Annotated in this window: 8 protein-coding genes and 1 pseudogene; 4 read left to right on the forward strand and 5 right to left on the reverse strand. The window is 62.3% G+C overall.

Annotated elements, in window-relative coordinates:
• Nucleotides 1-5 precede the first annotated feature (5 nt).
• Together D0Z70_RS17095 and D0Z70_RS17100 are read left to right on the forward strand one after the other, a co-directional pair.
• On the forward strand, nucleotides 6-1,766 hold the full coding sequence (locus D0Z70_RS17095; protein ID WP_119748561.1) for an acyl-CoA dehydrogenase C-terminal domain-containing protein: 1,761 nt from the start codon (nucleotides 6-8) through the stop codon (nucleotides 1,764-1,766).
• Nucleotides 1,767-1,792: 26 nt separating this feature from the next.
• The gene (locus D0Z70_RS17100) at nucleotides 1,793-3,481 is read left to right on the forward strand and encodes a long-chain-fatty-acid--CoA ligase (protein WP_119748563.1); all 1,689 of its coding nucleotides are present in this window, start codon (nucleotides 1,793-1,795) and stop codon (nucleotides 3,479-3,481) included.
• A gap of 72 nt (nucleotides 3,482-3,553) precedes the next feature.
• Here D0Z70_RS17100 and D0Z70_RS25840 read toward each other — a convergent pair.
• Nucleotides 3,554-3,670: pseudogene (locus D0Z70_RS25840) on the reverse strand (IS5/IS1182 family transposase); the annotation flags it as partial.
• A gap of 115 nt (nucleotides 3,671-3,785) precedes the next feature.
• Here D0Z70_RS25840 and D0Z70_RS17110 point away from each other — a divergent pair.
• Entirely contained in the window at nucleotides 3,786-4,538 is a 753-nt protein-coding gene (locus tag D0Z70_RS17110; protein WP_052192319.1) for a helix-turn-helix transcriptional regulator, read from the forward strand.
• A gap of 663 nt (nucleotides 4,539-5,201) precedes the next feature.
• Entirely contained in the window at nucleotides 5,202-5,636 is a 435-nt protein-coding gene (locus D0Z70_RS17115) for a hypothetical protein (protein WP_025549893.1), read from the forward strand.
• A 128-nt stretch (nucleotides 5,637-5,764) separates the two neighbouring features.
• Here the strand turns inward: D0Z70_RS17115 and D0Z70_RS17120 are convergent.
• The 4 genes from D0Z70_RS17120 to D0Z70_RS17135 form a co-directional block, all read right to left on the reverse strand.
• Nucleotides 5,765-6,710 (reverse strand): IS5 family transposase gene (locus tag D0Z70_RS17120; RefSeq protein ID WP_420820390.1). Its coding sequence is split into 2 segments (ribosomal slippage): nucleotides 5,765-6,434 and nucleotides 6,433-6,710, totalling 948 coding nucleotides; the frame shifts between segments, so codons are not numbered across the junction.
• A gap of 89 nt (nucleotides 6,711-6,799) precedes the next feature.
• Nucleotides 6,800-10,528, reverse strand: coding sequence for a conjugal transfer protein TraG N-terminal domain-containing protein (locus tag D0Z70_RS17125; protein ID WP_119748642.1), 3,729 nt, complete (start codon nucleotides 10,526-10,528; stop codon nucleotides 6,800-6,802).
• An 11-nt stretch (nucleotides 10,529-10,539) separates the two neighbouring features.
• Nucleotides 10,540-11,985, reverse strand: a complete 1,446-nt coding sequence (locus D0Z70_RS17130) for a conjugal transfer protein TraH (protein ID WP_025549891.1) — start codon at nucleotides 11,983-11,985, stop codon at nucleotides 10,540-10,542.
• Between the two features lie 52 nt (nucleotides 11,986-12,037).
• Nucleotides 12,038-12,571 carry a hypothetical protein gene (locus D0Z70_RS17135; RefSeq protein ID WP_119748646.1) on the reverse strand — a complete coding sequence of 178 codons (534 nt, stop codon included), beginning with the start codon at nucleotides 12,569-12,571 and terminating at the stop codon, nucleotides 12,038-12,040.
• Between the last annotated feature and the right edge of the window lie 20 nt (nucleotides 12,572-12,591).

Below are 12,591 nucleotides of genomic sequence, written 5' to 3' on the forward strand. Positions count from 1 at the left end.
GAACAATGACATCCTATGCACCGCCTGTCAGCGACATAACCTTCCTGCTCGGAGAGGTCTTCGACTTCGACGGCCTGATGCGGAGGCTGCCGGGCCACGAAGACGTCAACGCGGACCTCGCTGTCTCGATTCTCGATGAGGCTGGCAAGTTCTGCGTCGGCGTGCTCGAACCGCTGAACCGGTCCGGCGACGAGGAGGGCTGCCGGCTTGAAAACGGGGCCGTCTCCACGCCGAAGGGCTTTCCCGAAGCCTATCGGGCATTCGTAGAGGCCGGCTGGGCCGGTCTTTCGGGCGATCCGGAATATAGCGGCCAGGGTCTGCCGCGCGTCGTACAGATACTGGTCGATGAGATGATCTCCTCCGTGAACCTGTCCTTCGGCCTGTTCCCCGGGCTCACCCGAGGCGCGGTGGAGGCGATCTCCCGCCACGCGAACTCGGACCTCAAGGCGACCTATCTGCCGAAGATGATCTCCGGCGAATGGACTGGCGCAATGGCGCTCACCGAAGCCGCGGCCGGTACCGACCTCGGCCTTTTGACAACGAAGGCAGAGCCCGTTGGCGACGGCTCCTATCGGATCAAGGGCACGAAGATATTCATCTCCTCCGGCGACCATGACTTCGGCGGCAATATCATCCACCTGATCCTCGCGCGCTTGCCGGGCGCGCCGAAGGGGGTCAAGGGCATCAGCCTGTTCCTGGCTCCGAAGTTCCTCATCGGGAAGGACGGTTCGCTCGGAGCGCGCAACGACATGTCCGTCGGGTCGCTCGAACACAAGATGGGCATTCACGCGCAGCCGACCTGCGTCATGAACTACGACGGCGCGATCGGTTGGCTCGTCGGCGAGGCGGGCCGCGGCCTCAACGCCATGTTCACGATGATGAACGCCGAGCGTCTTTTTGTCGGCATCCAGGGACTCGGCATCGCAGAAGCGGCGAACCAGAAGGCCACGGGCTACGCACGCGAGCGCCTTCAGGGCCGTTCTTCAGACGGCACCCGCGGTCCCGTTGCGATTATCGAACACCCCGACGTACGCAGGATGCTGCTGACCGGCCGCAGCCTGGCCGATGCCTCCCGGGCGCTGGCGATCTGGACCGCCATGCAAATGGACATCGCCGCCCGGCATCCTGACGAGGCCGCGCGCAGGGAAGCCGACGGGTTCGTGGCACTGCTCACGCCGGTTGTGAAGGCAGCGTTCACCGATTTCGGCTTCGAGACGGCCGTGGCCTCGCAGCAGGTGCTCGGCGGCCACGGCTACATCCGCGAATGGGGCATGGAGCAGTTCGTCCGAGACGCGCGCATTACGCAGATCTACGAGGGCACCAACGGCGTTCAGGCGCTCGACCTCGTCAGCCGCAAGTTGCCGATGGAGGATGGCGCGCTGGCCTCGCGCTTTTTCGCGCTCATCGAGCAGGATCTGCGTACAGCTGCGGATTTACCCGCAGCGGGTGTCATCACGAAGGCCACTGCCCAGGCGCTCGGTCGCCTGGAAACCACGACGCGCCACCTTCTCGCGGCGCGAGCCGCGCCCGCGGAGGCCGGAGCTGCCGCCGCCGATTATCTGCGCCTTTTCGCACTCGTGGCCTTCGGCTGGGTGTGGGTCCGGATGGCGGCCCAGGCGGCCACCGGACAGACTCCGCTTCATCGCCGCAAGCTGGCGACCGCGACGTTCTTCGCAGAGCGGGTGCTGCCGCAGACGCTCTGGCTGGAGGCGGCAATCATCAGCGGGGCAGCGTCTTTGATGGATATCGAAGCCGAACTGCTTTGATCAGAAATTCCTTGGGAGGAAATGTGATGCTTGGACAGATGATGCACTCGCCGCTGCTCGTGTCGTCGATTCTGCGACACGCGGCGGCCTATCACGGCGACACGGAGGTCGTATCGCGCACGGTGGAAGGGCCGATCCACCGCTATACCTATGCCGAGCTTTCAAGGCGCGCGCAGAAGCTCGCCAATGCCCTCGGACGCCTCGGCCTCGAAAACGGCGACCGGGTCGGAACACTGGCCTGGAACGGCTATCGGCACATGGAGCTCTATTATGGCGTGTCCGGATCCGGCCTCGTCTGCCACACGATCAACCCGCGCCTCTTCCCAGAGCAGATCTCCTATATCATCGCGCATGCCGGAGACAGGATCCTCTTCTCGGACCTGTCGTTCCTGCCGATCCTCGAAGTGCTGGCGGACAGGCTGAAGGATCTGAAGGCCGTCGTCATCATGACCGACGAAGCCCATATGCCGAAATCCGAGATCCTTCCCGGTCTCGTCTGCTACGAGACACTGATCGCGGGAGAATCGGACGAATACGAGTGGCCGGATCTCGATGAGAATACTGCGTCGGGCCTGTGCTACACCTCCGGGACTACGGGCGAGCCCAAGGGCGTGCTCTACAGCCATCGGTCCAGCGTATTGCACGCCATGACCTGCGCGCTGCCCGATGTGCTGGGACTCTCGGCCCTGGATTCGGCCTCGCCGATCGTGCCGATGTTCCACGTCAATGCCTGGGGTGTCCCTTTCGCGGCACCGATGGTCGGCGCCAAGCTTGTTATGCCGGGGCCGAGGCTGGACGGCGCCAGCCTGCATGAGTTGTTCGAGCAGGAAGGCGTGACATTTACCGCCGGTGTGCCGACCGTTTGGCTCGCACTGCTGGACTGGATGGACTCGCACGCCCAATCGTTCACAAGTCTGAAGCGCGTCGCGATCGGGGGTTCCGCTTCGCCTCCGATCATGATCAGCCGCTTCCAGAACAAGGGTGTCATGGTCCGGCACGCCTGGGGGATGACCGAGACCAGCCCGATCGGCCTCGCCGCGACGTTGAAGACGAAGCACGAAGGACTACCGGCCGAACAGAAACTGGCGCTGCAGGCCAAGCAGGGACGGCCGCTTTTCGGCATGGAGTTCTGCATCAAGGGCGCCGATGGCGAGCCGATCGCGAGGGACGGCAAGAGCTTCGGTTCGATGCTCGTGCGCGGCCCCTGGGTCGCCGCCGGCTACTACAACAGCCCCATCAGCCCGGCGCACGCGGCAGAGGGCTGGTTCGACACGGGCGACGTCGTGACCATGGATGCCGATGGTTTTATCCAGATCGTCGACCGCACCAAGGATGTGGTTAAATCCGGCGGCGAATGGATTAGCTCGATCGAGCTGGAGAATATCGCCCAGGCCCATCCGGCCATCAAAGAGGCCGCTGTCGTCGGCAAGCCGGACGAGCGCTGGGGCGAGCGCCCGGTGCTCATCGTGCAGCTCAAGCCGGAGATGAATTTCTCACGTCAGGACATGGTCGAACTGTACACGGGTAAGATTCCCAAATGGAGTATTCCGGACGATGTGCTGGTCGTCGAGGAGCTGCCGCATACCGCGACCGGGAAGCTGCTGAAGACAGCCATCCGCGAGATCGTCGTGAAGGAACTGCAGGTGGGATCGCTGGACGAAGGTACTGCAGGAGGCGACCTGGATCTGCATCCGGCGCCCGGCAGAGCTTCATAGCGAAGCTCCCCACATCGGGCAGATATACACGAACTCGACACTGCCCGATAGCTGATCAAAAAGGGTCTGGATCCTGGCGCGGTGTTGCTTTGGCGCGGCCACCGGTGTCGCTTCGACGATCTGACCGCCCATAGCGAGATAACCACGTTCCTTGAGCTGTTGGTCGAAATTAGCGAACAACACATCTAGTTAGCGGTATCGGGAAGACTCGGCCTGCGACGAAATGAAAGAGATTTTCGCTCAAAAGTACACGGTTCAGGAGAGGGCTCGAGAGGCATTCCTCCTTTTAGAAGGGTCTGCCGTTATGTTGACCAAACTGGATCTGAACCACTTCCTTAAGGCCTTTCGCTCGGTTCTGACCGAAGACGATTTAAATGAAGCCCTAAGGCGGGTCACCAATATGCTCGGGTTCTCGCAGTTTGCGATGGGCCACCATGTTGACCTGACGTGCCCGCCGCAAGGAGCAATCCGGTTATCGACCTATAACGAAGACTGGGTATCCCATGTCCTCGAGCGCGCATATTTCGCGGAGGATCCTATCCATCTTGCAAGTACCAAGACCGTCAATGGCTTCTCGTGGCACGACGTCGGAGACATCATCCGTCTGACGCCCCGTCACAAGCAGATTCTTTCGGAAGCCATCGGCTTCGGCCTTGGCGCTGGTTTCACGGTGCCTGTGCATCTGCCCGGTGAATATCAGGGAACATGCTCCTTCGCGGCGCGATCGCTCGACCAACTCCACGAAAACGCACTGCCAATCGCCCAACTGTGCGGTACATTTGCATTCGAAGCAGCCAGGCGGATCATGCGGAAGAAATTGAGGCTTGAGGATACCGTTGTACCGGACCTTACGCCGCGACAGATGGAAGCGCTTGTCCTCGTCGGAAGGGGAAAGACCGACCGGGAGATCGGCAATATTCTCGGCGTATCGCGATCGACCGCCCATGAACATGTCGAGGGGGTGAGGCGGGCTTATGGTAACGCGCAGCGCGCCTATTTGATCGTGCGGGCGCTCTTTGATGGACAGATCGCCTTCACCGATCTCCTTCGGCGCTAACAGGGCAGGTAACGTCAACGCTGATGGCGTTATCGCATCGTCCCGCCTACCGATCGCCAGCGCGACTGTTGAAAATTAGCCCGGTCCGCTTGGAAAAGGATTGCGCGTGCCACCGCGATATAGCTTCGCGGATGGACACCGTCCCTCGAGCCGGCGCTTTTTATATCGACCGTCCGGTCGCCAAAACGCCGCGCCACGCGATACACATCCCATGCAGGCGTCGGCTGCCGAGGGTATATCCACGTAACCTTTGCGCCCCACAGCTTACGTCGCAGTGTGACAAGGTCGCGTGCACGCGACGGGCTCAGACGATCATTGGAGCCTGCTGAGACAACGACCTGGCGATACCCGATTGAAGGTGCCATTGCCGCTATTGACCCGACAGAGGCCCCGTTCCGCGCCAGGACATCGCACCCTCCGAAATGAAGGATCTGCAGCGCTGCGGCGACACCGATCGCGATGCTGTCTCCGAGGATCAGGCAACTCGACAACAGACCACTCCAGGGTGAGGAGAGAAGTGGGAAAGGGCGGTCGGCCGCTCGCCAAGGGAATGACCATAGGACGTGAATTGGAGCCGAAGTTCGCCATGACGGGATTCCAATCTTTCCTTGCCGATGGTATTCTCCACGGCAGAAAGGATCCGGCATGGGCCCAGTCGACGTCATGAGCGAACAGGCAGAATTGGACGCGAGCGCTGTGCGGTCGCGGCCCCGAGCATCGGCCTGGCTGTGGCGCCCCTGGTATGCGAAACTCTGGTGGGCCAGCATCGCTATCTATTGGACGGGCAAACTCGCCTCCTATTGGAGCCCAGTTCTCGACGATGCTTATTCGACCGCGGTGGCCGGCTATCTCAATATCGCCCTCTATCCGTTCACCGCTTTGATGGTTCTTGGAGTGCGCTTTGTACCGGCGTGGATGGAATATTACGGCTGGGAATGGGTCGAGCCATCTCATGACGAGTTGTTTCCGAAGCGCTCCGTTGGTGGATACCTCGACCCGATGGCCGACCCCCTCGATCCTCGCTCGCCCAACCACTGGCGATATCTAGGGAACCTCTGCGCAGGTAGAGAATTGGGCGTCGTGCGGCGTCAACGGTGAGCTTTGCCGCGCCGCGCTCCTTGCGGTGCGCGAATTTGGCCAATATTGTGGATTTTCGGCCTATTTCCGTCGGTATTTGGCTGTTTTCCGGGCCGTTTCCCGTTCTGCGGGCGCAATTAGCCTGCAGTTCAGGCCAATTGCTCGCGCATGATGTAGATATTGGCCAGGGTGAGCTGGCAGAAAATCTGCTGGTTGTTCTTGTACAGTCCGCGATAACGGGTCCTGGTGTAGCCGAACTGGCGCTTGACGACCCGGAAGACATGCTCGACCTTGGAGCGGAACGAAGACGTCAGCCGGTTGATCCGGCGCTGTTCATCGGTCAGGGCCTGGCCCTTCTTGCGCTTGAAGGGCGTGGCCCAGACGACGTCGGCTTCGGTTCGATCGGCTTCGAGCGAACGCTCATTGCTGGCATAGGCGCTGTCGCCAAAGGCAATTTCCTCCTCGCCGTAAAGCAAGGCATCGGTCGCCACGCTATCATGCACATTGGCCGATGTCATTTCGGCCGAATGCACGCAGCCCGAAGCCGCGTCTGCGCCGATATGCGCCTTCATGCCGAAATACCATTGATTGCCCTTCCTGGTCTGCTTTATCTGGGGATCGCTCGACTTCGTGCGGTTCTTGGTCGATGGCGGCGCGGCGATCAAAGTCGCATCCACGATCGTGCCCTGGCGCAACAGCAAACCGCGCTCGGTCAAAACCGCCGTCATCTCGTCAAACAGCGCTTTGCTCAATTCATGCTTCTCAAGCAAATGCCGGAACTTCAAGATCGTCGTCTCGTCGGGTACGCCCTCGAAGTCGAGGCCCTGCAAATTCCCGCAACAGTGGCGTCTCCCACAGCGCTTCTTCCATCGCTGGATCGGACAGGCCAAACCATTGCTGCATGAAATGGATCTTCAGCATCGACCGCAACGGATAAGGACGACGCCCCCGCCCCACCACCGGGTAATGCGCAATGATCAACTGCTCGAACCGCTCCCACGGAACCACAGCCGCCATCTGATCCAGAAATACCGCCAGCCGCGTCTGTTTGCGTGGCCGTGAAATCCCAATCCCTGAAAAACGACCCTGCTTAATGCGGCCCTCCTTTTGCGAAGAGAATCATTCCATCATTGCCTCTGCAAGGCCTACTTGCTCAGGGGTTCCCTAGATGATATGAAATAGTTTCATTTATCCCGCCGCTCCTTGAATTTTGGATCACCATCAAACGGGCCGTTAGCGAGATCATCCGAAAATCTGCCGCTGCCTAGGACTGACGATTGCTCGATCGAGGTAAGGGGTCCGGTAATATCGGCTGTCCCACGCGCGGAATCAGCGTTCTCGAGGTACCGGTTCCGCAATCCACGGTCGCCAAGCAACTGATCGGAGAGAACTCGTGTAAAAGCTTGCTCCGGATTGGGCGAGCGAGATGCCGCGCGTTCTGCGGAAGCTACGGCTCCTCTCACGTCATAATTCACTATGTCTAGTGTAGCGTCGGCATTCTCTGAAGTTGTTCCGCGGTCGCTGCCTGCGAAACCTAACGAACCGCCCGCGCCGCCGGAAAGAGATGCCGAGCTCCCTTTTCCGCCACCCTTGGAGGACCCGCGCTGCGCGCTTGCTGAAACCGAAAGACCGACATCGGTTCCCATAGTGGTGCTGTCCTCCGCGCGACGAGTGATATTCCGCGACCATCCGGTTTGAGCCATAATTGCTTGAACATCCCGTTCGAGCGTGTCGGCGACCTGCGGTTTCAGCCGCCAATTCCCCTGGCGGTCCATCTCGAACCCGCCCTTGAGCCAATGGGCCATGGCGGCCTTTCCTTCGGCACCGCCACCGAGGAAATGCTCGATCGTGTCAGGGCCGGCCTGCTTGCCGGCTTCGAAGCGTGTGCTGGTGTCGCTACGCGCCGATCTAGTGAAACCCGTGCTGCTCGACACCAAGAGGTCATTATCGGCGAAACTGAACCGCGCCGAACCGCCACCGGCAATTGCACCATATTGGCTGTCATTGATCAGCCCGGCGCGGCGCAGTTGACCAGCGACCTCTGGCGTTACGTTCATGGCAAGGTCGCCATTCTGGCTCATCGCTAGCTGCTTCTTCGTCATCGTGATGCCATTGGCGCGCAGCAGCCCCTGCATTCGCGTCAGGCGCTGATTGTCGACGATTCGAGACGTACGCTCATTACGCGCGCGATCCGCGATCCCACCGGCGCCGCCGTCAGCCATATCGACCTGATTGCCGGCCGTCCCGGCAAGCGTGCGGATGAAGCTATCGAGCCGCGCAGCTTCGCGCGTCGAGACGCCTGCCGCCTCCGCGCCCTCCGCAAACCCAAAATTGTCCGACTGTCGACGCTCTTCCCCGATGCGCGCCGCGCTCCTCGTACCGTCCCGCCCAACTTCGCGTTGCGCGTCGAGCTTGCCCGCGCGCTCGGCAAAATCGAACCCGGCTGTCTCGCGCGTCCGTCCGTAGACACTCGTTCCCTCGCGTCCTGCTTCCGCGGTGGCCCCATCCGCCGTACCGAGTTGCGTCGACGCATTATAGGTTTCGAGCGCGTGCTCGACCTGCGCCTCATTGCGGCCAGTCGCGCGGGAGAGTTGGGTGATCGCGGAAGAGCGCGCTTCGCCGGCGAGCGCGTTGATAAAGCCGATGCGGCGGCTGGTCTCCTGAACCGACAGGCCAAGCATGCCGGCGGCGTCGCGTTGTCCCTGGTTGGTGCCGGTCCGATGGGCCTGCTCGGTTGCCACGTTTCCGCGCTCGATGCCGGCGACCTTGTTGCCGGCGAAATCGCGCCGCCCTTCCATAGCACCGACCTGGACCTGCGCGGAGGTGATGTCATTGCGGAGCATCGCTTCCTGGTCGAAGGCATTGGCGGTCAGCTTTGCAAAGGTCGGGTCCGCCGAGGCCTGAGCGATGACACCGGACGCCTTCAGCGCAGCGTCCTTCGGCGAGTAGCCGCCTCGCTCGAAGGCCCGCGTCGCGCCCTGCTGCATCATGTCGTAAGCGCGCTGATCCCCAAAGGCGCGCCATTGCACCAGATGCTGCGAGAACGCAGCGAAGGCGCGCTCACCAGCCTGACCGGAACCGAAATAGGTTGTACCCAAAGCCCGGAGCGCGTCCTTCTCGGCGAACTGTTGAAACGCGGCCGTCGTGGCGTTGGCCCTGACTGCGCGTTGCGTCGCAGGGTTGGACAGATCCCCATTGACGAGCGCCGGTGCGAGCCCGCCAAGTTCGCGCGCCGCGTCGATCCCGCCCATGCCGAATGCCGGCACTCCTGGCACCCCGCTGTTGCGCTCACCCAACATCGTGCTCGCCGCGCCGAAGCTGCGGTTGGCGCCAAATGTCGATCGCTCGCCAAAGTCACCAAAGCTCGACGAAGCCCCGCGTCGCGCGGATGTGCCCAACGCGGACGCCTGTGCCTCAAGGGCCGAGGCGCGACCTTCCGCTGTGCCCATAGGCGACGCGGCGGCAGTGCCCTGACCCTGGACGCCGAGCGCGCCGCTGGTGAACGCCGTGAAGACATTCCCCGAGAACCGGAACACCGTGAACACGAACGCGCCCGCCAGGCCCGCCGCCGCCGTGCGGAAGCTGCCGAAGATCGCAAGGGCCTTTTGCGCGGAAGAAGGGGCGAGAAGCCAGGCGTTGGCGCCGTTGGCGTTCGAGCGCATCTCGGCAAGCGCGCCCATCGCGCGCCCAAGGGTAAGCTGGTAAATGCCGGCATCGATCACGCCCCACAAGGCGACGAACACGAACAGCCCAAGCGCGAAGCTCATGACCCGAAGGTTGATCGGCGTCAGGATGAACAGAAGCGCGATCGGGATCATGAACAGCATGATGCCGAATACGACCGCGCGGATCGTCGGCATCCATTCGTTTGCAACCGACATCGTGGCAAGACCGCTCGACATTACGGCGCGATTGGCCATGACCCGGGCCGCTGTTGCCGGGCTATCCTCGAACAGGACGTCGCCCACGGTGTTGCCGAGCAGGACATCTGTCATGAATGCCTGAAGCGACAGCGGAGAGCCCATCATCATGCCGCCCACCTCGCCGAGCTGGGCGCGGCAGCGAGTGAGCTGATTGGCATCGGTCGCGTCGAAGCCCGTCCGCAGGCAAACCTGCCTGGTGTAATCGTCGAACAAGGTCGGATCGGAGAGCCTGTCAGAAATATATTGCCAAGACTCGTCGCAGCTCTTCGTCGTGCCGCCCTTGTCCGCCGCCGTATAGACCGTGCTGAAGGTCGCAGGTCCCGCCATCGCTGCGAACGCGGCTGGCAGATCGGTTGTCGTGCGGAACAACTTGTCATCGTCGATGCCGTAAGCCGGCGACACGCGCGCGACCGGATAGCATTGCCGGACATAGTCCTTGATCGTTGCATCAAGGAAGGTGTCGGTCATCGGGCCACGCGGCGCGACGGCATTGAAGAACAGGTCGAACGTGTGCCCCCCGGCGCCGAACTCGATCTTGGAATCCGGATCGAGCGTGTTGTCGTCGATCGTCTCGACCAGGGCGCGCTCCATCAGGTTGGTCGTGCCGGCGACCAGCACGAGCAGATTGGGGACGCCGCCGACCGGCTGATAGGCGTTGCGCACCTTGTCATAGACGTGGACCGTCCCGGTGGTCGCGATCATACCGACGAACAGGCCGATGCCGACCAGCATCTGAAAGCCGAAGGCGACAAGCCCCATACCCTGGCCACGAATGGCGGTCAGCGTCGCTCCCACCGCAATCCCGATCGTCGCAATTACAACGACCAGCGTCTCGTAACGCGGGTCGGCAAAGATCATCGCGACGAGGCGGAATGCATCCACCGTCTCGGCGAATCCGTCATAAGTATAGAAGCTCGTGTCGACGGCAAAGGCCGGCGAGGCGGCGAGCAATGCGGCAGCTGTGACAGCGGGACGAAGGATCCGACGCATCATTGGAGCACCTATTGGTTGCGGTTCGCGGCGGTACCGGCGGCGTCGCGCGCATCGCGATCGCGCTGACGGAGAAGCCCGGCATAGGATGTCGAGAGGTTCGCCTGGCTTAGCGCCGCGAGATAGGACTGACGCATCTGCGCGCGCTGGCGGAGGACCTCCTCGCGCAGGTCCCGCAATTGCTCGATGCCCTTGGTCAGGATGCGGGTCTGGCAGATATTCGTGCTCGTCGCACTGGCAGCGCCGGCCGCCGTCGTCCCACGCTCGGCATTGCTGAGCGCGAAGTCGATGGAGCGGGTCAGGTCGTTCAGCATCTGATAGGCGAGCGTAAATGCGACCAACTCATCGGTATCACTGATGACCGAGCCCTGGACGCCCTGGCGGACGCCCCATTCGAGCATCCGATAAACGGGAAGCGTGCTGACATTGGCGACGAACTGGCGTTCATCAGCCGAAAGCCCACCGCGCGTCCTGATCTTGTCAGCGATCGACTCCATCCGGGTGCGCGCGAGTTCGAGCGCCCCCTTCGTCCCGTCCTGACTGCAATCACCGGCAGTGGGCGGAACATTGAGCGCGCGCTTCTGCACCCGGCCGCTCAGAAAATCGTCCGCCGACTCGGTATCCTGTTTCGGGCAGGCGGGGATTGCCGAGAAGAGCGGCACCTTGTCGGTCGGGTCCCAGCGCATATAGACGTCGCCGACGCGCGCACGCATCACATCCGCCCAGTCGCCGGCGCCGACCCGCGAAGCCGCATGCGACAGCAGCGATCCTGTGCGGAAGATGTCGGTGACTTCGGCCGGGCAATTCTGCAGCGCGTCCTTCAGATCCTCGGTCGGGTTGTTCTGGTTCGCCTGGATCTTCTCGCGGCTCTGCTGGTAGCTCTTGGCGAACCCTTCCTTTACAGACTTGTAGCCGGTCATCTCCTCGATGATGCCGCTCATATTGTCGTCGCCCTTGGCGATCTGGACAGCGCGGTTGGCCAACCGGCAATCATTGACCTGGATCGAATTCAGAAAGTTGGTCGCCGCCTCCATCTTCGAAATGATGTTGCCCATCTTCTCGTCGAGCGTCTCGAGCAGATACTGGAAGGCGACTGCGGGGGCCGCCTGAAGGATGCTCTCCAGCTTCTGGACGAGATAGTCGGGGTCGAGGAACGACATACCGCCCAGGAACATGTCGATGCCGCCGCAGCCGGCCTTGATCTTGGGCAGGCTCAACGACATCAGATAGTCGTTATGGACATCCACCCGCCCCGACATGCCGCCCGCGGTCACATACCCGCGCGTCTGATCCTCGAAGCTGCCGGGAGAGGTATAAGTCGCGTTGTCGAACCAACTCTCCGCCCAGCTCTGCGCATGTGCCGGGGCCGCGGTGCCGCACGCAGCGACGATCCCGCACAGGCTGAACGAGAGACGGCGAGCTAGACGACGATAGAGTCTGGGAACGGCAAGCGACATGGCGGGCTTCCTCGGGTTCGAGTGAGATGAAAGAGGTGCTGGCCCGCCATGCTCAGCCTCCTCGGTTGGCCGGATTCCGCGGCGCGCCCACGCCGACGATCCCGGTATATTTGGACATGGCCCGAAGGCCGACATCAGGTCGCACGCCCGTCAGCATCTTGACGGCGAGATAAACGTTGCGGGCGAGGTTCGGCGCATGATCGGTGCCGATCGCGATCGGCACGATCCTGTTCCAATCCGCGATCGGTCGGACCCAAACGACCGGATGGCCAACCCAGGGCAGCCCAAGCCGGCCCGAACGGACCATCGCTTCCTGGCCGCCGATCGCAGCGACGCGCCAGCCATATTGCCGGCCAAAGGCCGATAGCTTGGTCCACATATCGCCGCACGGTACGCAACCCGGGCTCGTGCTCATTTCGATGACGAACGCCGGCGCCTGGCCGCGTAACGTATCGGCGAAGTCCGGCGGGAACTGCCGCGTCAGCGGGACGCGGGCGAGCCACGCCTGCAGGCTGGCAGCGTCGGCAACAGGATGGATTGCCGCGCGCCGCGCCGCATCTTGCCCTGCCGATGCCGATTGAGCCATCGCGCCCGCAGCGATACCAA

Source organism: Sphingobium terrigena (assembly GCF_003591655.1).
Classification (GTDB): domain Bacteria; phylum Pseudomonadota; class Alphaproteobacteria; order Sphingomonadales; family Sphingomonadaceae; genus Sphingobium; species Sphingobium terrigena.